The 19,762-nt window shown below is 51.6% G+C and carries 13 protein-coding genes; 9 read left to right on the forward strand and 4 right to left on the reverse strand.

Annotated features, from left to right (window positions below; genetic code table 11):
- Positions 1-43 precede the first annotated feature (43 nt).
- From EPA93_RS21235 to EPA93_RS48530, 4 genes are read right to left on the reverse strand one after another with little or no spacing between them, the layout of a single operon-like run.
- On the reverse strand, positions 44-1,273 hold the full coding sequence (locus tag EPA93_RS21235) for an NAD(P)-binding domain-containing protein (RefSeq protein ID WP_129889438.1): 1,230 nt from the start codon (positions 1,271-1,273) through the stop codon (positions 44-46).
- Positions 1,270-2,565 (reverse strand): carboxylate--amine ligase, encoded by a 1,296-nt coding sequence (locus EPA93_RS21240; protein WP_129889439.1) that lies wholly within the window; start codon positions 2,563-2,565, stop codon positions 1,270-1,272. The genes EPA93_RS21235 and EPA93_RS21240 overlap by 4 nt, the downstream gene beginning before the upstream one ends.
- Before the next feature lie 47 nt (positions 2,566-2,612).
- The gene (locus EPA93_RS21245; protein WP_165423296.1) at positions 2,613-3,653 is read right to left on the reverse strand and encodes a polysaccharide deacetylase family protein; all 1,041 of its coding nucleotides are present in this window, start codon (positions 3,651-3,653) and stop codon (positions 2,613-2,615) included.
- Entirely contained in the window at positions 3,646-4,014 is a 369-nt protein-coding gene (locus tag EPA93_RS48530; RefSeq protein WP_165423297.1) for a hypothetical protein, read from the reverse strand. The genes EPA93_RS21245 and EPA93_RS48530 overlap by 8 nt, the downstream gene beginning before the upstream one ends.
- An 890-nt stretch (positions 4,015-4,904) precedes the next feature.
- Between EPA93_RS48530 and EPA93_RS21250 the strand changes: the two genes are divergently transcribed.
- The 9 genes from EPA93_RS21250 (at position 4,905) to EPA93_RS21290 (ending at position 19,739) form a co-directional block, all read left to right on the forward strand.
- Positions 4,905-6,341 (forward strand): tyrosine-protein kinase domain-containing protein, encoded by a 1,437-nt coding sequence (locus tag EPA93_RS21250; RefSeq protein ID WP_129889441.1) that lies wholly within the window; start codon positions 4,905-4,907, stop codon positions 6,339-6,341.
- 88 nt (positions 6,342-6,429) lie between these two features.
- Positions 6,430-7,731 carry a nucleotide sugar dehydrogenase gene (locus EPA93_RS21255; protein ID WP_129889442.1) on the forward strand — a complete coding sequence of 434 codons (1,302 nt, stop codon included), beginning with the start codon at positions 6,430-6,432 and terminating at the stop codon, positions 7,729-7,731.
- Between the two features lie 50 nt (positions 7,732-7,781).
- Complete coding sequence (locus EPA93_RS21260) at positions 7,782-10,694, forward strand: lipid II flippase MurJ (RefSeq protein WP_129889443.1); 2,913 nt, start codon at positions 7,782-7,784, stop codon at positions 10,692-10,694.
- Complete coding sequence (locus EPA93_RS21265) at positions 10,687-12,036, forward strand: glycosyltransferase family 4 protein (protein ID WP_129889444.1); 1,350 nt, start codon at positions 10,687-10,689, stop codon at positions 12,034-12,036. The genes EPA93_RS21260 and EPA93_RS21265 overlap by 8 nt, the downstream gene beginning before the upstream one ends.
- Positions 12,033-13,355: a glycosyltransferase family 4 protein gene (locus tag EPA93_RS21270; protein ID WP_129889445.1), complete on the forward strand. Its 1,323-nt coding sequence runs from the start codon at positions 12,033-12,035 to the stop codon at positions 13,353-13,355. Before EPA93_RS21265 ends, EPA93_RS21270 begins: the two co-directional genes overlap by 4 nt.
- 41 nt (positions 13,356-13,396) lie before the next feature.
- Positions 13,397-15,301: an asparagine synthase (glutamine-hydrolyzing) gene (gene asnB, locus EPA93_RS21275; RefSeq protein WP_165423298.1), complete on the forward strand. Its 1,905-nt coding sequence runs from the start codon at positions 13,397-13,399 to the stop codon at positions 15,299-15,301.
- A gap of 9 nt (positions 15,302-15,310) precedes the next feature.
- Positions 15,311-17,251 (forward strand): asparagine synthase (glutamine-hydrolyzing), encoded by a 1,941-nt coding sequence (asnB, locus tag EPA93_RS21280; protein ID WP_129889447.1) that lies wholly within the window; start codon positions 15,311-15,313, stop codon positions 17,249-17,251.
- Positions 17,252-17,422: 171 nt separating this feature from the next.
- The gene (locus EPA93_RS21285) at positions 17,423-18,496 is read left to right on the forward strand and encodes a glycosyltransferase (RefSeq protein ID WP_165423299.1); all 1,074 of its coding nucleotides are present in this window, start codon (positions 17,423-17,425) and stop codon (positions 18,494-18,496) included.
- A complete protein-coding gene (locus EPA93_RS21290; RefSeq protein WP_129889449.1) occupies positions 18,480-19,739 on the forward strand; it encodes a glycosyltransferase family 4 protein in 1,260 nt (419 codons plus the stop codon). The genes EPA93_RS21285 and EPA93_RS21290 overlap by 17 nt, the downstream gene beginning before the upstream one ends.
- Positions 19,740-19,762 lie beyond the last annotated feature (23 nt).

Here is a 19,762-nt window from a genome sequence, read left to right on the forward strand (position 1 = left end):
AAAACTTCTCTCTCGCAAGCCAGTGGCTTGGGCGGGGCTCTAGCTAACGCGCTAGCGCCCGAATCTGGCGAACCACCGCGCTTGTCACTCGCTGTGCTGTAGCTTTATTGCCTACTACAAAACGATATAAGGGACCAAAGGCGCGCAGTGAAGACAGACCCACAAAGTAGAGTCCTGGAACACTACTCTGGAAGTAAGGATTGAGAAGGGGAGAACCATCATCAACCTGGATCTCCTTGAGCAGTGATGGATGGATCATCGGCAACTTGTTAATATCTACTTTATAGCCGGTGGCAAGCAATACATGATCTACATCGAACTGCTCACCGCTTGATAACGTCATACTGAGTGCATTATCAGTTTCCTTCATTTTGTTAACTACCTGCTTCTCATGCAAGGAAACTTTGCCGACTACGCGATCGTGGAGCCAGTCGTTGGCAGCGGCATTATAGTGTGAACCGAGGAAGCTATCTTTCTTGTACTGCGGGTAGCGATAAAACAGGTAGGGAACATATTCAAGCATCCAGCTCTCCCAGCCTGTCGAGATGGCAGCATTCGGCTCTTTGAGCTGCTCAATGAGCGAACGACCCTCTGATTTGTCAGGTTCCAGCCAGTGGATGGGGCGACGAGATACCAGATGCACAGAAGCTCCGGCCTCATGCAACAGGGCTGAATACTCTACAGCGCTCTGTCCTCCCCCAACTATGGCTATCTGTTTGCCAGCAAAACGACTAAAATCGCTGTGCTCGAAAGAATGTGTCACAAGCTCAGCCGGGAAAAGGTCATATTCGGCGGGACGATTGGCATAATAGTACAGTCCCATGGCCATCACCACAACTGGCGCCTTCACTTTTCGTCCATCCACAAGCGTAACCAGAAACTGTTGCCCTTGCCGTTCTACCGTCTCCACATAGGTTTCGTCAACATCGGGAACCGCATGGAGTTGAAACCACATCACATAATCAATAAACGCCTCTATCGGTACAGGGTAGCTCTTTTCATAGGGCGACACCTTATAGAAACGCTCAAAGCTATACTGGTTGCGCGGGTCTGAGAGATTCGTCGCCCACCAATGAGAACGCAAGAACATCCCCTTTGGCATACGATTACGCCAGAGCTCCAGGACCTTGCCAAAGATCGCGACTTTCAACCCGCGTCCACGCAGATGCGCCGCCATCGCCAGGCCATAAGGACCCGCACCCACTATTACAGCATCATACTGAGCCACTGCTACCGGCTGTTGCTCTTTTTTTACATCTGATACTACGCTCACGAAAATCTCCTTCTAAAACGGGACAGCCTTTTCTTGATAGCCCCTCCTACCCAGCTTCGCGTGAAGTCGGTCGCCGCTCTGATGGCAGGAGATGGATCATCCCAATCTACATAGTCATAACCCATAGGTTGTAAAAAGGAGGCAAGAAAACCAAATACAGCCTGTGCAGGAGGTGTTACGCCCGGTCTGCCACGCTGCTGCAGCGCCTCGATAGTCGTCATGATATCCCCTTTAAGGTAGCGCATCCATACGCCAATACGATAACGCTTTATTTTATTTATTGGCTCTCCGCTTGCCCACTGATAGAGTAAGTAAGGGAAATCAATACCTGAACGTACAGCAATTTCAACCGAGGCCGAGAGACGCGGATTGATCTCCATGAGATAGGGCACTCCCGCGCTATCACGCCGAAACTCCACTTCGGAATAGCCCTCTAGCTCGATCTCACGCACCAATCTCTCTGCCTGCTCGCCGATATCTTCAGGAACGGCAATACTTTGACGCAATACCGATTGACCACCCAGCGGTGGTTCCGTACGTTTGGCCCATTGAGCAAAACGGGCATACACTTCACCTCTGGCGTAGAGAAAGCTCATGGCCTCCCGCTCACCGGTGAGGAACTGCTGAAAGAGTACAGTACCACCAAAGTGCGTCAACTCTTCCACTGCCCGAATGGCTTCATCTGGTGTGGTAACCAGGCGCGAAACAAAACGTGCACCCTGCTGCTCGTGCCATAGCCATGATTCAACAGGCTTCACTACGGCTGGTAGCCCAACCTCGCGCAGGGCAGCTGAAACATCGTTTACGGCCCCTATCTCCACACCATGAGGAATGTTTAAACCTAGCCGCCTGGCAATATCCAGGGTTAGCTCTTTATTGACAGCTATGGTCATTGCCGCTTCACTGGCCAGGGCCAGACTCACTCTTTGCTCAAGACGATCTCGGTACTTGCGCAACAGCGCTATGGTGCCATCGGCAGAAGGAATCAGCACACGAGCGCCATATTGTTCAAGACAGTGCTCTAAAAAGATAAGGTATGCCTCGGTTCCCTCTTCCGCTGAGCAGACAATCTCTTTTTGACACCAGCGCGAGGTAAAGGCCGGCACGCGCTCTTGCGTTTCAAGCGCGGCAACATTCAGCCCTCGCTTCCCCAGCGAGCGCACCGTAACCAGAGCTTGTCGCTGCAAGGAATCAAGGATCAGGGCATCATAGGTTGTCCTGGCCACAGCCAGCGTCGCCTGCGGCTCACTTAACTGCTTATCGCCAGTACCATTTGCCGAATCACTAATCACATGCTACCCTTTCCTGCCTGTATAGATTAATACGCCCCCAGTAATGTTCATGCAACATCCTCTCCCTTACCAATCACGGCTTTCCACAAAGGAGCAAGCAAATCCCAGATACCAGACGTCTCGGCCGCCATTACCAACCAGTTCCGGCTACTATCGCTCAGCATGCGTTTCAGCAGGTAGGGATCGCTGGCAGGTGTATTGCTACCCTTATACGTTGTTACTGCCCAGGCATAACCTGCATCTTTGACAGCCTGCACTACCTCCTCGCCGATGTGTTCGGCACGGCCCACAGGATAGGCCAACGAACGCACAGGACAGGCCAGCCGTTGCTCCAGAACCTTACGGCACTCGCTCACCTCGTAATGCAGATCGGCAGGATCGGAGAGATAAGCGAGAATAGGATGGTGCATCGTATGAGCTCCATATGAGACCCATCCGCTCTCCTGCATCTTCTGTATCTCTGCCCAGCTCATCGGCCTGTCTTTTTCCTCCTCAACCGTGACATTGCCTGGCACTGCCAGCAACTCACGCACCTGGGCCAGAAAAGCTTCCCGTTCGACTATTGAACTGGCATGACGTAGACGCGCATCAATAGTTTGCGAGAGCCGAGCCTTCTCCTCTAACGCATCAAGGCGATAGGTTCTACCTTCCAGCGTCACCACAGCAACACCAGCCCGCTGCACCAGGCGTCGTCCTTCGCCCCACCAGAAATAGTCACCACTCTCCACATAACCTGGAATAAGAAAAATGGTAATTGGCATGCGTAACTCACGTGCCAGGGAAAATGCATGCGTATAGTTGTCATGGTAGCCATCATCAAAGGTCAAGGCCACCAGGGCGCGCTTATCACGTTTGGTGGCCCAGCGCTCTGCTGGCGCATAAAGCTCGGTTAAGGCCTCATCCAGATGGAGTACACGATAATGACGGCGCAGATAGAGCAGATGGCGGCGCAAATCTTCTCCGCTGGCGTGGTGATAGTTGAGAATAATCAGGCGTGGCCCTGAGCGCTGCTGTAGCCAGCGGGCTAGCCCTATCAAACCAGTATAGTAGAACAAGGCTGCAAGTAGAACGCCAAATTGCTTACGCATAGCTTTCCTCCCCCGCAGCATTGGCAACGCCCGCATAGCGCAGCGCCATGAGAGCCCAAAGCTTCCCATACATATCAGGGAAACGCTTCAAGTGATCAAAGTTTGCGCCGAGAAAGCCACGCTCCAAGGAACAGGCGGACAGCATTTCTTGAGCAATGGGGAACAAGCCCATCTCATCAGGCAACATCTGCAATTTTTGCCTGGGCAGGCAATAATTTATGCCAGAAGAAATATATGTGCCTCTATGAGATCTCTCCATTTTGCTATGTTCAATTTTAAACAAAGCACTTTTACACCGCATATCTCTGCTACAACGCTCCTCCCCGCTAATGGGACCCCTCACTTTCAGGCTATTTTTCATAGCTTCTTCAAGAAAGAGCCGAGAATAGACTAAACATAATATTCGGAAATATTCAGCCAAACTGTAACCATCAATAGAGATAAAATAATCAATTAGCAGCCAGCTAAGGATACATGACGCGTTGGTATATGAGAATAATGCTATTCTGAACAACATACTTGCAGATCAGCAAAAATTAGCCTATAAGTAATGTTTCATTCTTGCCAGGTGCTAAATCTGATTTCCGCCTTTGCCCGATCCTTCCAGCCTACATGCAAAGCAATAAAGCCCGAATAGAAGCCGTATGAGAGCGAGCGCTCCCAAGAAAAAACATCTGCGTATGCGCCCCATACAATGCTTCAGGGCAAGCAGTTCCATACGAAAGTACCATAATTTTACAATAAGCCACCCCACGAGCATAGACACATTTCAGGCACCGTAGTATAGTAATACATTAGTAGCTTCAGATACCGGTTCCCACAGAAAAATTACCATACTCATAGTGGCAATACGATGTTCATAGAGGTAGAGAATCAGTAGAACTGTCTCTCCCGGTGTAGAGAAATTTACGTCCTGGCGGAGGGGACAATGAGGCTTATATCTCTATTATCACTTGTATCTAGCTGGTGCCTTCAGGAGTTACTATCTAAACACCGGACTATGGTTTTCCACGCCATCTCAACACCTGTAACAACCTGATTCTCATAGAGAGGATTGTATCTTGTAGAAGGTGTCCAGTAAGTACAAGGTAGGTGTGTGTGTACTTTAGTCCTGTAGAAATACGTTATTGCTATCGATATTACAAAGTTGGGACATATGTCGATGTAGGATGGTATAAAGTAGTTGTTCCCAAGAATAATCTCAGAAACAGGTTTCTCATATCTTAAGAAACAGGTAAGGATGGTACTTACATGCGAAGTTCGCTGAGTCGTTACACACTAATAGTCAAACGTTGGGCGTGGGTGATCGTGCTGGGCGTAGTTATTTGCGGCAGCGTAACGTATGGTATCACAAAGCTTATGCAGCCGGTCTATCAGGCCACTGCACAAGTTATTCTCACAATTGGGACAAACCAGTCACCATATGAAAGCACGAACGCAGTCATCGCGCTGCAACCGACTTATGCGCAGCTGGTTACCACCCCACAAGTACTACAACCGGTTGCAGCCAGGCATGGCTTGACCCTCAAGGGGCTTTCCAATCTCGTAGTAGTCAACGCGCCATCTAATACGCCAATCATCAAGATCTCTGTCAACAACAGTGATCCCAGGTTTGCGGCCCAGCTCGCCAACGAAGTCGCGGCAAGCTTTGCTCAATATACAAATACTTCGATGGGAGGTCAGGTTCAGCCTATAATCGTTCAGGCTCTGCCACCCACGGACCCTAGTCAGCCCAAGCCATCGCTCGACGCAGGTATCGGAGCATTAGTTGGTTTGGGCCTTGCGCTCGCTCTGATCGTTGTATTCGAATGGTTAGATGATAGATTGAAGGGTCCAGAAGAAGCCCAGCGTTTGCTTGGAGTAGAAACCTTAACGGTGATCCCTGAGCTTTCGCGCAAACAAAGGATCAAAAATGCCGAAGATACCCCGGCCCTCGCCGAAGGCTGCCGCATTCTGTGCGCAAACCTGAACCGAGTGCAGGGAGCGCATCCTTTCAAGCTCGTGATGATCACCAGCGCTCTGGCGGGCGAAGGAAAGAGTACCATTGCAGCAAATCTTGCATCTTTCCTGGCCATGTCCGGCAAGCGCGTATTGCTTGTTGACGCTGATTTGCGCCACCCGGTGCTGGATCAGCACTTCCAGTTAGACAACCGTCAGGGGCTTTCTAACGCTTTCCTTGAGATGTGGACCCAGGTTCAACCCCAGATGGAAGGTCAGCCTACAGAGCTGCCGTCTCTGCGCGTGCTTACCGCCGGAGTTTTGCCCTCCAATCCATCTGAGCTCTTGCAATCTCCCTTAGCGCAACAGCTCTTCAAGCATTTTAGAGAAAGCAAGCAGTTCGATTACATCATCTTTGATACGCCGCCGCTGCTGCCAATTGCGGATGCACAGATTTTAGCTTCTTACGTAGATGTGTCGGTACTTGTCGTTGATGCCTCAAAGACGGCGCGCAGTCTGCTTACCCGTACAAAAGAGGTCCTTACCAAGGCAGGGACAGAATTTATCGGGGTGGTGTTGAACAAAAGCCAATGGTCGGAGTACGGTTTTATTCTTGAGTATCTGGGCAGTGTACAGCAAAGGCCAAGAGCTGACATTTCTATGTCCATACCGCCTACTACAGCTTCCTCCAACGGTTCCGTTGATGGAGATACGAGTATCACCGCTTCCCTCCGAAAAGGCAGTGATTAGTTCAGACTTCTGTACCTGGTCAACTGTTATGCGCTGAAAACGCGCTGACAGGGTGGCAGGTACAGAACTACTGAAGGAGACATCTGGGATGAAACAATCGTTGCTGGAGAAGATTTCTTCGCGTTCTTTACGGGTTGCGGTTATCGGTTTAGGCTATGTTGGGCTGCCGCTGGCCACAACTTTTGCCGAAGCTGGCTATCAGGTGACGGGTATCGATGTAGATCAGCAGAAAGTTGACGCCGCCAACAGCGGAGAGAGCTATATCTCTGATATCAGCAATGAGACGCTGCGCAAGCTTCTCGACGCTGGCCGGCTACGCTGTACAACCGATTACACAGTATTGAATGAGATCGATGCGGTAAGCATCTGCGTGCCTACGCCCCTGCGCAAGACGCGCGCCCCCGACATTTCGTATATTATCGCAGCTACCCAACAGATACAGGCCCATCTCCATGCCGGACAAATCGTGGTTCTTGAAAGCACCACGTATCCTGGCACGACGGATGAGGTTCTTTTGCCAGCGCTGGAATCGACGGGTCTAAAGGTCGGGGAAGATATCTTCCTGGCTTTTTCGCCAGAACGTATCGATCCCGGTAATCCGCAATACGGCCCTCACAATACGCCAAAAATTGTTGGTGGCATTACGCCTGCCTGTACCGAGCTGGCTCAGGCCTTCTATAACAGTGCCATTGAGCAGGTAGTACCGGTCTCCTCAGCCCGCGTTGCCGAGATGGCCAAGCTGCTGGAGAATACCTTCCGCGCCGTGAACATCGGGCTGGTAAATGAGATCGCCATCATTTGTGAGAAGCTGCACATCAATGTCTGGGAAGTCATCGACGCCGCGGCCACCAAACCCTTTGGCTTTATGCGCTTTTTACCGGGTCCTGGCCTGGGTGGACATTGTATCCCTGTCGATCCGCACTATCTCTCCTGGAAGCTCAAAACGCTCGATTATACCGCGCGTTTTATCGAGCTGGCCGCGGAGATCAACAGCAGCATGCCGCATTATGTCGTCGGAAAGATTAATGAGGCTCTCAACGAGCAGCGCCGCAATTTCAACGGCTCTACAGTGCTTGTGCTGGGAGTTGCCTATAAGCGCAACGTCGGCGATGTGCGCGAGTCGCCTGCGCTGGAAATCATGCAGGATCTTCTCGCCCGCAAGGCCACAGTTCTCTATAACGACGATTACGTGCCTTCCCTCACGCTGGCCGGTCAGACGCTTCACTCACAGCCACTGAGCGACGGCCTCCTGCAGGCGGCTGATTGCGTGGTTCTGATTACAGATCACAGCTATTATGACCCCTCAAGGATTGTAAGTGAAGCACGCTGTATTGTAGATACCCGCAATATGACACGCGCCTATAACGATGAAAAGATTATCAGACTTTAATAACTCACGTTACATTGATGAATTTGGTTTTTGTAGAATGGTTATAAAAGATGTCTCAACCAGAAACAAGTCAACCATTAGGCACAACAAGTGCCCGGCTGGTCGCTGTACGTCTTAAATCTGCTAATAAAAATATCTTTCGTGCTCTGCTGAGCCTGGCCTCGGTAAACCTGCTTGTGCGCATCGTCGGCATGGTGAACCAGAGCGCAGTGGCGTTCACCTTTGGTCAAGGGGCGGTCATGGATGCGTATTATGCTGCCCAGACCTTGCCATTTACTGTGACGCAACTACTAGGCGGAGCGCTTGAGGCTTCGGTCATTCCCGTTTTCACAAAAGTCAGTACGCGCGGAATGACCGATAGAGTCTCGCGCCTCTTCAGCACTATCTTGAATCTGTTGATCATCGGCTTGGTAGGCTTTACTATTCTCATGCTGATATTACATCAGTCACTTGTAATTCTTTTTGCCCCAGGCCTGCCGCATGACACGCTGGAACTAGCCATTACCCTGGCGCCATATACCTTTCCGATAGTGCTCATGATAACGTTGAACAGTTTTATGGAATATCTGCTCAACGCCCGCGGCCAGTTTGGCTGGCCAGCCTATCTGGGCCTGCTGGCTCCGCTTATAACCATTGTATCTATTCTCGTCTGGGGCAAATTTTATGGCGTAATTGTGCTCTGCCTGAGTACATTGGCCGGCCAGATTCTACAATTGATCGCGATCCTGATCCGCGCACATATGGCTAAATTCGTCTATGTGCCTGTGCTCGATCTGCGCGATCCTGCTTTGCTGCAAATTGGCAAAACGATGACGCCGGCGATCTTTGCGGCATTTATCGGCCATATTAGCCCGCTCGTTGATCAGATATTCACATCGTCCCTGGTTGTAGGAAGTCTTGCTGCGCTCAACACTGCAAATAAACTCTATAGCGTACCAGTTGGCGTGATTTTATCCTCGACGGGCCGCGCGGCCCTCCCCGTCCTATCCAGCCAGGTGGCCATACGGGATATGAAGGCCTTCAAGAATACGCTGCGCCTGTATCTATGGGCTGTAGGTTCTGGCACGATAGTACTAACCCTTGGCATGATCATCCTTGGTCACCCAGTTATAGCTCTGCTCTTCCAGCATGGTGACTCTTTTAAAGCTGCCGATACTACTCGTACAGCCATTACCCTCATCGGCTACAGCATCGGCCTGACTCCCCTGGCCTTTGGCTTTATCCTTTCGCGCGCCTTTAGCGCTCTTGGGAAAACGCATATCTTTATCTATAACGGCATTGTAAGTGTTATCGCTAATGTGATCTTTGACTATCTCTTTGTTGGCCCCTGGCAAACATTTGGGATCGCACTGTCAACTTCTGCAGTAAATTTCTGCACGATGGCAATGCTGCTCATCATATTGCCGCGCGAGGTGGGAAGCCTTAATTTGCTCACTCCTCCGCGTGAATTCCTGGGCATCCTGAGAAAACTGGGGCTTGACCTAATCTACGTCCAATGGAAGGCATGGAGGGAAGACATCTTGACACTATTCCCCATTCCCTATAGTCTCTATCAGCGCCTGAGCCGTGTGGCAATCGCGCTTGCCGTCTTCGCTGCGGGCATCGCTGGCACTATCAACAATGCCATGTTTACTTTGCGTATTGCCTTTGGTTCGCTGGTAATTCTTGCGCTGATGCGCTATCCCTATATTCTCCTGCTCATCTGGGTGGCAGTCGATGCACTCATAGGCTCGGTAATTCCGTTTTTTAATGGGAACAACTTCCTCTCAGGACTGGTTGCCCCGACGCTCCTTTTAATGTTTGCTATGCCCATCAAGCAAGCCTTTAAACTGATGCCAACTCTACCATTCCTCTTTGCTTATGTCATGTGGACCTTATTGGGCATTGGTGTCTCGCCGGATACTACGACCCAATTCCTGACGATCTGGACGGTTTATCTGGCATATGTCGCTGTAGGTGTGCTGGTTGTAAACTTAGTGACGACGAGAAAACTGCTGATGGGACTGATAGATGCCATTCTTGTACAGAGCATCTTCCTTTCGTTCTTTGGCATTTACGGGTACTTTACCAAGCAATATGGTCTCTACGATACCGATATCTCGTCCCTCTATCGCATTGGTTCGGTCTATGGGGCACCGCCGACACTGGCTTTCTTCCTGTCGATGGTGATTCCGCTCGCGTTCTATCGTACATTTACGCTGCGAGGCCTTCAGAGGGCTCTGGGGGTAGTTGTCACGCTTATTCTTCTGGCCGCACTTGGCCTGACCTTCACACGTGGGGCAATCATTAGCGTCTCTTTAAGCCTGGTCGTCATGATCTTCTTCCTGCCTTCTCGCAGATTGAAGATTAGCCTATTGGGCGGTATTTTGGCCCTGGGAGCTCTGGCTATCCTGGTAGCTACTTTCCTCGATCTACCGCTCTTTAGTCGTTTCCTTAACTCAGACATACTTACGCTCAATGGGCGTACTTACCTGTGGAAAGCACTACTCGACAATTTCGATCCAGGGCAGTGGCTGGGTTATGGCCTGGAAGCCTCCGATGCTGTCCTGACGCGTCTGAATGTCGGTCATGGGGGAGGAGTAATTGGAACCGCGCCCCACAATGTTTTCATCGGCTCCCTCTTTGATTTTGGCATCATCGGAGTTAGCTTGATGACGCTTATGTTTATATCCATTCCCTGGACACTGATCTCAAGGATGCGCAAGGCCACAATCGAGCATCGCTTGATCCTCGCGGTAGGTCTGGCGGCCTTTATCAACATCTTTGTGCAGTCGTTAGAGGTTACCGTAGTCTGGAGTCAGCCAGTCGGCATTTACGTCTGGATGATTCTTGCACTTCCATTCGCACTCTATTGGTCCAAGCCTGAGCAGACTCCTCCTCAAGCCTACCTTGAGGAAACTCAGAAGCTGGTCGTACCCAGAATCACGCACATTACAAAACAGGAGCAACCTTCCCATGTCTAATTTGCCCAGTGAGAGAAACCGTTTGCGTATATGCGTGCTTACCTTTCTCTTCCCGCCGAATGTTGGCGGGGCCGAGGCTCAGGCCGACAAACATGCTCGCCAGCTCCAGGCAATGGGGCACGAGGTGCTTGTCATTACGTTAAGTCATCGCAAAGAATGGAAACGAGCAGAAATAAATAACGGGCTGCCGATCATACGTATTGGCGGCCTCTATCGCCGCGGTGGCAGGCTTAATGTCGGCCGCCTGGGGCGCATCCCAATTGAGATCATTGCCTTGTTGAAGCTCTGGCAATTTCGCCATCGCTACGACGTTATCCATACCATGCAGCTTTCTTCGCTGAGTGCAATTGGAACCTTTATCTGTCGCCTGACCCGCAAGCCAATCATTATTAGTATTCAAAGTGCCGGCCCGAGCGAGGAGCAATTGCAGGTCATCAAGCAGAAGGGTGCGCTCTTCATGGCCGACACATTAACAAATCTCGATGCTAGCCAGCTCGCGGTTGGAGAAAAAGATTGGACGCCAGGAGATCTTGAAAGCTTGCCTCAATCGTCCCTGGGTGGTAGCTTCATGCTGAATTACCTGCGCGAATCAGATGCATATTACCAGGTGCTCAGCAACCGCAGCCGCCACTATCTCATATCGCACGGTTTTCGCCAGGAGCAAATCATCCATATTCCCAATGGTATTGATACAGAGAAATACAGGCCAGGAGCGCAGCGTCCCGATCCGGCCAAACCAGAACGCGACATTATCAGCGTGGCCCGCCTGGAATATCCTAAAGGAGTCGATGTGCTGTTGCACGCCTGGGCGCGTATGCTGCGCGAACCAGATCAATGGCGCGCACAGCTGAAACCTCGCTTATTGCTGGTTGGCGATGGCATGTTCAGGCCGCTGATGGAGCGCATCGCTCGCGATCTGGATATTATGGATAGCGTTGAATTTCTCGGCACGCGCCAGGATGTTCTTGAGATGCTGCAAAAAGCCTGGGGCTTCGTTATCCCTTCACGCTGGGAAGGTATGCCGAATGCTCTCATTGAGGCTATGGCATGTGGTTTGCCCTGTGTAGCAACACGCGTTAGCGGAAGTGAAGATGCCATTATAGATGGGATCAATGGCTTACTGGTACCCCCAGAACAGCCCGCCCCCATGGCGCAAGCGCTTCGCCGCATCATTGAAGACAGCCAATTTGCCCAACAATTAGCCCAGGAAGCGCGGGCTACCACGCTCCATAACTATCAAATACAGACAGTTACAGAAAAGAGCGTAAAAACCTATTACCGCCTGCTCTCCCGGGGCAATCCGATATTGCCTTTTGTACAAGAAGAAATGGGGGGAATGTGAGTAATCAGCGTGTCTACATAGTTATTAGTTCGTTTCACCCTTTAGTAGGTGGCGCAGAGAGACAGGCCCTGGCGCAGGGAAAAATGCTCCAGGAGCGGGGCTATGATGTCACTGTCGTCACCTTCCACCACAGGAGTGAATGGCCGGTCCGCGATGTTATCGAAGGAGTGCCAGTTCTGCGCGTCGCGGGCAGCCTTATGCGCGATCGGCTCGATCGACCGCGCAAAATCCAGCAAATAGCCTACCTGCTGGCTCAGGTAGCACTTGGCTGGGATCTCTGGCGGCATCGGCGCAAATACGATATTCTGCACGTGTATCAGTTAAGTTTACTGGCTTTACCTACAGCACTGGTCAGTCGCTTAGCCGGTAAGCCAATCCTCATCTCAGTCCGCAGCACAGGCACTGGTAAGAGCAATGGCACAGATAAAGAGACCTCACTCCTTGCCGGACCACTCGATCCTTCATTACCCTGGCTACGCATAGAAGCTAACAGCTGGGTAAATGGGGATCTTGAAGCTCTTCTACGGCTAGGGAAGCCTGTGGCAAACTTTGTACGCTCGCTGCTCACTAGTGAGCGAGCAAGAATCATAATTCTTAGTACGCGTATGCGCAGCTATCTGGCCGAGAATGGCTTTCTCCTGCCAAATGTGCAGCTCATTCCCAATGGCGTAGATATTGTGCACTATCAGCCTCCACAGGATGATGAGGCCAGCTTTCAGGAAAAAGCGCATACCGTGGTTTGCCTGTCCCGCCTGCGCTATGAAAAAGGGATAGATGTTCTTCTGCAGGCCTGGAAGTTAGTAAAGGAGCAGGTTCCTGACGCGAAATTAATCGTGATCGGCTCAGGCAAGCTTCTTGATCAGCTTACTAATATGGCCGAGGCCCTTGGCATTACTGATAGTGTCGAATTTGCAGGCAGGCAGTACGACATTCCCGAACAGTTGCATAGAGGCACGATAGCCGTGCTCCCTTCGCGCTGGGAAGGCATGCCTAACGCCGTATTGGAGGCAATGGCTTGCGGCTTACCATGCGTCGCTACGCGTGTAAGCGGGAGCGAAGACATTATTCAGCAGGGCAAAAACGGCCTGCTTGTCGATTCGGAAGATTATCAAGCAATGGCTCAGGCCCTGATAACCTTACTCAAGGATGCGGACCTGACGCGCAAATATGGCAAAGCCGCGCGGGCCCACATAGAAGAGCATTATTCGCTTGAGCATATCACCGACTCTTATATCGAACTCTATGGCAATCTAACAGGTCAAAAGGAACAACAAGCCAGGAATATTCCTCCTTCGGAAATATATCAAATACCATCGTAGTTTTTCTCAGCATGCCGATATCTAGGAAAGGATTGGCAGGAATGTGTGGTATAGCGGGATTTATTGATCAGCAATATAGTCAAGACCATGCCGAGCAGCTCATTGATGCTATGTGCAAGGTTATTCGCCACCGTGGCCCCGACGATCAAGGAACATGGGTAGATAACGGGGTCGCTCTGGGCATGCGCCGCCTCTCAATTATTGACGTGGCCGGCGGTCAACAGCCTATTTATAACGAAGATCATAGCGTACTTGTTGTATTCAATGGAGAGATCTATAATTATCAGGAACTGAAAAAAAGTCTACAGGAGCTCGGGCATAGTTTCTCTACCAATAGCGACACAGAAGTAATTGTACATGCTTACGAAGAATACGGCGACGATTGCCCCAGATACTTGCGCGGCATGTTTGTCTTTGCGCTCTGGGATAAGAAACGGCAGCGCCTGTTAGCTGCACGAGATCGCTTTGGCAAAAAGCCGTTTAACTATTACTGGGACGGCGAGCGCTTCATTTTTGGTTCTGAAATCAAGTCTATCCTTGAGGCAAATATCCCCCGCCAGATCAACCATATCGCGCTCGATGAATATCTGGTCTATAGTTATGTTCCTGCGCCACATACGCTCTTCAAAGATGTTATGAAGCTGCCTCCTGCCCACATTCTGATCTATGAAAAGGGCAAGATTACTACCCGTCGCTACTGGGACCTTACCTTTGATCCGACCTGCTATGACGATGAGGCCACGGCCATCGAGCGCACCTATGAGTTGCTAAGAGATGCGGTACAGGTTCGCTTGATGAGTGAGGTTCCGCTGGGGGCCTTCCTCAGTGGGGGAGTCGATTCGAGCATTGTCGTCGGGCTGATGAGCCAGATGATCTCGCAGCCGGTAAAAACCTTCTCGATTGGCTTTGAGGAGGACGACTTTAGCGAATTACCACACGCGCGCAGGGTTGCCGATTACTTTGGAACCGATCACCACGAGTTCTTTGTCAAACCTGACCTTATTTCGGTACTCCCACAGTTAGCCTGGGCCTACGATGAGCCCTTTGGCGATTCATCGATGCTGCCCACCTACTATGTCTCAAAGCTTGCTCGTGAGCACGTTACAGTAGTGCTTACGGGAGATGGGGGCGACGAAATCTTCGGCGGCTATGATCACTATGAGCGCGAGTATAAGATCAGCCGCATTCCACCAGCCATACGGCAGATGCTCGCTTATGCCAGCTTGCTCATTCCCAATGGTATGCGCGGCAAGAAGCGTTTCGGCAGCATGAATCTGGACCTGGCGACGCGCTGCACGCGTATTCTCTCGCGCTTCCCCGAGAACACACGTCCAGCTATGTATACAGCTGACCATTTCGCCTACGTAGCCAAACATGAACCTTTCGATCAGCATATTAAGCTCTTCCGCGAGGTCCCACATCTAGATATCTTGAGCCAGATGCAGTACGTCGATGTCCACTCGTACCTCTGCGACGATATCCTGGTCAAGGTGGACAAGGCAACCATGCTTAATTCGCTGGAAGCACGCAGTCCCTTGCTTGACCACCGGCTGGCCGAGTACGTGGCATCGCTGCAGCCATCGTTGCGTATCCACGATGGCTCGCTTAAATATCTGCTTAAGCGGGTGGCAAAGGGTTTGCTCCCCAACGATATTCTTACTCGCCCCAAGCAGGGCTTTGGTGTACCTATCAAGCACTGGTTCCGCAATCAGCTCACCGATTATGCGCGTGAGATGCTCGACAATCCGCGGGCCCATCAACGCGGCATCTTTAATCCTGATTTTATTCGCGGCTTGCTGGCCGAGCACGCTAATACAAAACTTGTAAATCATAGCTCTGCCATCTGGTCTCTGCTCTGTCTGGAGCTATGGCTTCAGGTATATATGGATGAGCCTCCGCTGTCAAAAGAGATCTATTCGCCAGTGCAGATTACTAGTAGTCATTAGGAGAGCAGCATGTGTGGGATTTGCGGCATTTATAACGCGCAGAGTGGAGAGCCCGCTTCACCGCAACTAATTGAACAAATGACTGGTCTCATCGCACATCGCGGACCCGACGATCAGGGGGTTTATACCGATGGTCCCCTGGGCCTTGGCTTTGCCAGGCTCAGCATCATCGATCTGAGTGGCGGCCATCAACCCATGTGCAATGAGACTGGCGATATATGGATTGTCTTCAATGGGGAGATCTGGAACTATAAGGCGCTACGCAAGGAGCTCATTGAGAAAGGCCACCAGTTCCGAACCCATTGTGATACTGAGACGATTATTCACGCCTACGAAGAATACGGCCTTGATTGTGTGGCCCGCCTGCATGGCATGTTCGGTTTTGCCATTTGGGATGCGCCACGCAAGCGCCTCTTACTGGCTCGCGATAAAGCAGGCAAAAAGCCGCTCTATTATACGCGCGTCAACGGCAATTTCGCCTTTGCTTCAGAAATCAAAGGGCTGCTGGCTTATCCGGGCATAAAGCGTGAAGCCGATATCCAGGCCATGGCTGATTTTCTCAGCATACGCTATGTTCCCGGTCCAGCCACCCTTTTCGCCGGCATCTACAAGCTTCTCCCCGGGCACTGGCTGCTCTTCGAGAATGGGAACGTCCACGAGGAGTGCTATTGGGATTATACCTTTGGTCCAACCGAGCACCGTCCGCTTGAAGAATATATCCAGGGCATCCAGCAGCACGTCAAGCGTTCTGTTGAAGAGAGGATGATGGCCGATGTGCCGGTTGGCGCCATGCTAAGCGGCGGGGTCGATTCGAGTATTATCGCCGGTATTATGAGCAAGCTCACCAGCCATAAGGTGAAGACCTTCTCGGTCGGCTTTGATCATCCCGAATATAGCGAGCTTCCCTATGCCAGGATGGTTGCTGAGCACTTCGGGACCGATCATTACGAATTGCTCGTCCAATCCTCGGACATGGTAAAATACTGGCCGCTTCTTACCTGGCACCGCGACGAGCCGGTGAGCGAGCCATCGGACCTGGGCGTTTACCTGGTCTCCAAGCTAGCACGCGAGCATGTCAAGGTGGTGCTTTCGGGCGAAGGCGGCGATGAGCTTTTCGCCGGCTACCCTAAGTATGTTGTGGACTGGATAGCTAACTACTATCATATCCTGCCAGCTTCTATCCGCGACGGTATGCTCATGCCCATGATCGAGCACCTGCCCTACAGCATGCGCAAGCTAAAAATGGCAGCGCGCAATATGTCCCAGCCGGCGCCTCAGCGCTGGATGAGCTGGTTCGGCATCTTCAACGGACCGCTGAAGGATGAGCTGCTGACCGATACTGTCAAGGCCAGAATCGATCTTGATTCCAGTCGCGCATTCCAGCGCTGGCTAGAGAATAATCCGCAGCGCGACGATCTTTCGGCCATGCTCTATCTGGACACCAAGATCTGGCTGCCCGATAACTTGCTGATGAAGGGCGACAAAATGACCATGGCCGCCTCCCTAGAGGCTCGCATACCTTTGCTCGACTATAAACTGATTGAATACGCGGCCTCCATTCCATCGAGCCTGAAGATCAGATCCTTTAAGGCCAAGTATATGCTTAAGCGCGCCTTCGCCGATTTCTTGCCCGAGCCTATTCTTACACGCAAGAAGATGGGCTTCAACGTTCCCACAGGCATATGGTTCCGTGAGGGGCAGCGCCGCATCATCACGCAGCTCTTGCTATCCGAGCGTACTCGCAGCCGTGGCTACTTCAATGATGCTTACATAGCACGCATGGTCCACGACCATTTAGAGGGCAGAACAAATTATCAGGCCCAATTGTTTACGCTGGCCAGCCTGGAATTATGGTTCCGTGTCTTTATCGATAACCCACAGCCGGTGATCCCTCAGCAGTCGGTAGAGGAGTTGCTAGCTGATGAAAAACCTGTTGTTTCTAGCTTGTAGTAAAAAAAACCTGCTCTTGTAATAAATTTCCTTAACGCACGCACACTTTGCATGCATGGGGTCAGGGCGCCGTCGTCAGGCGGGCGGGGATTGTTGCTTAGATCCTCTCTTGCGCCCGCCGCACACGGTAGTCAAAGTTCTCATATGAACTTACTTAAAAGGGAGATAGCGGTGTCTAGCACTAATTTAGAGGAATTAGCTAAACAGAAAAAATATCGTATTCTCATGGTAACGGGCATCTATCCAACCAAAGAGCGACCACATTCCGGTACATTTGTTAAAGCTCTCGTTGATGCATTGGAATTTGAGGGGCACACGGTAGAAATCGTCCATCCTAAGCCTGGCCCAGTGCCGATACGTTATGCCTCCGCGACGCTGCAGGTCTTCTTAAAGACCCTGACTGGACGTTTTGATATCATTCACGGACACTATGGCCTGTGGTGCCTGGTTGGCCGCTTACAGTGGACTACTGCCGTTGTCGCGGCTTTCCTTGGCGATGATCTGCTGGGAACTGTTACCGCCGAGGGCGGCCATAGCAAGAAAAGTCTGCTTGTCAAGCGCGTTAGCCAGTGGCTATGCCACCACGTTGAGGCCGTGACCGTCAAAACAGAGCAGATGAAAAGGGCCTCACTGATAGATGATGCTATCGTTATTCCCGATGGGATAAACTTTGAGCTCTTCCAGCCTATCCCGCGCGAAGAAGCCCGCGCCGCCCTGGGCTGGGATCAAGATCGCTACTATGTTGTCTTTGCGAATAATCCAGCCATTCCTGTCAAGAATTTCGCCCTGGCCCAGGCGGCCATTGAGCGCCTGAAAGCGCGGGGCATGACGGCTGAGCTGGTAGTGGCTAATGGACTGCCCCAGTCTACTGTCGTGCAATATATGAATGCCAGCAATGCCCTTATCCTTCCATCTGTAGCCGAGGGCTCTCCCAATGTGGTGCGAGAAGCCATGGCCTGTAACGTACCAGTTGTAACCACAGATGTCGGCGATGTGGCACAGGTCCTGGCGCATACCGAAGGCTGTAGCACCTGCCCACATGACGCTGAGGCGCTGGCTGCCGGCTTAGAAAAGGCTCTGCTCCATACCGAGCGCACGACGGGGCGCCAGGACACGGCCCACCTTGACGGCAAAGTTCTTGTCAAGCAGGTGATAGCCATGTATGAGATGGCTATAGAGAAGAAGCATCACAGAGCAAAAGGGCAGTCAGTTAGCAAGGGGGTCCGATATGGCAGCAGCTCATAGCATCCTTATGCTCGTAGAAAATCTCTCTGTACCAGCCGATCCGCGCGTCTGGCGCGAGGCGCAATTCTTGAGGCAGTGCGGCTACCAGGTAAGCATCATCTGCCCTAAAGGTGAGAGACGGGATCGCGAATCTTACATCTGTATCGATGGCATCCATATCTATCGATACAGGCTGCCAGTCACCATTCGTAAGGCTAGCGACTATATCAAAGAGTATGGCTTAGCGATGCTCAACAGCTTCGGCCTGAGCCTCAAAGTCTGGCGCCGTCAGGGCTTTGATATCATCCATGCCGCCAACCCGCCGGATACCTTTTTTCTCATTGGCCTGTTTTATCGGCTCTTCGGGAAGAAATTCATCTTTGATCAGCACGACCTCGCTCCGGCGATGTTTCATATAAAGTTCAAGAATCGTATGCGAGCACTATACAAGCTGCATCAATTTCTTGAACGCTGCTCTTATCGCACAGCAAACGTGGTTATCACCACCAACGAATCGCAGAAACGCAACGCAATTGAGCAAGGGAAATGTCGCCAGGAAAAAGTTTTCGTGGTCCGTAACGGTCCGGATATTGCCCGCTATACGCTGCGACCTGGCGAGCCCGAGTTGAAACAAGGGAAACGCTATCTCCTGATCTATATAGGCGTTATGGGCTCACAGGATGGCGTTGAGTATGCCTTACATGCTCTTGCCGACCTTGTGCACAGACGCGGGCGCCATGACGTCGCCCTGACCTTATTAGGCGATGGTGATCAGCTTCCAATCCTGAAAACGTTGGCCCACGAGCTCAAGCTCGACGAATATATTCACTTCGCCGGCTGGGTCTCTGTGCCCGAGATGCTGCGCTATCTGGCGGCCGCCGATATTGGTCTCTCGCCCGATCCAAGCAACGAGCTCAACGATCGCAGCACAATGCTCAAAACTATGGAATATATGGCCATGGGCAAGCCGGTCGTGGCCTTCGATCTGCCCGAAACGCACTTCTCAGCACAGGAAGCAGCGCTCTATGCTACCCCCAATGAGGTAGAGGAGTTCGCGAACCATATCGAAACGCTCCTCAACGATGAGGACTTACGTCACAGGCTGGGAGTATATGGGCGCAAGCGGATCGAGGATTTGCTGAGTTGGGACTGCACCAAGCAGAATCTGCGTCGCGCCTATGAAGCGCTAACGCCAGCTTATAGCGAATCTGGCTCAGCCAACTCGGACCTTTCTGATCCCGTTTCTGCCTCGGCCGGCCATTAAGAGAAAGCCGTCATCCTTGCTGG

This window comes from Ktedonosporobacter rubrisoli (assembly GCF_004208415.1).
Lineage (GTDB): Bacteria > Chloroflexota > Ktedonobacteria > Ktedonobacterales > Ktedonobacteraceae > Ktedonosporobacter > Ktedonosporobacter rubrisoli.

Bases quoted from the DNA above. Each gene is read 5' to 3' on its own strand.
- EPA93_RS21245 (WP_165423296.1), bottom strand. From the start codon at position 3,653: ATGCGTAAGCAATTTGGCGTTCTACTTGCAGCCTTGTTCTACTATACT.
- EPA93_RS48530 (WP_165423297.1), bottom strand. From the start codon at position 4,014: ATGAAAAATAGCCTGAAAGTGAGGGGTCCCATTAGCGGGGAGGAGCGT.
- EPA93_RS21250 (WP_129889441.1), top strand. From the start codon at position 4,905: ATGCGAAGTTCGCTGAGTCGTTACACACTAATAGTCAAACGTTGGGCG.
- EPA93_RS21255 (WP_129889442.1), top strand. From the start codon at position 6,430: ATGAAACAATCGTTGCTGGAGAAGATTTCTTCGCGTTCTTTACGGGTT.
- EPA93_RS21260 (WP_129889443.1), top strand. From the start codon at position 7,782: ATGTCTCAACCAGAAACAAGTCAACCATTAGGCACAACAAGTGCCCGG.
- EPA93_RS21265 (WP_129889444.1), top strand. From the start codon at position 10,687: ATGTCTAATTTGCCCAGTGAGAGAAACCGTTTGCGTATATGCGTGCTT.
- asnB (WP_165423298.1), top strand. From the start codon at position 13,397: ATGTGTGGTATAGCGGGATTTATTGATCAGCAATATAGTCAAGACCAT.
- asnB (WP_129889447.1), top strand. From the start codon at position 15,311: ATGTGTGGGATTTGCGGCATTTATAACGCGCAGAGTGGAGAGCCCGCT.
- EPA93_RS21290 (WP_129889449.1), top strand. From the start codon at position 18,480: ATGGCAGCAGCTCATAGCATCCTTATGCTCGTAGAAAATCTCTCTGTA.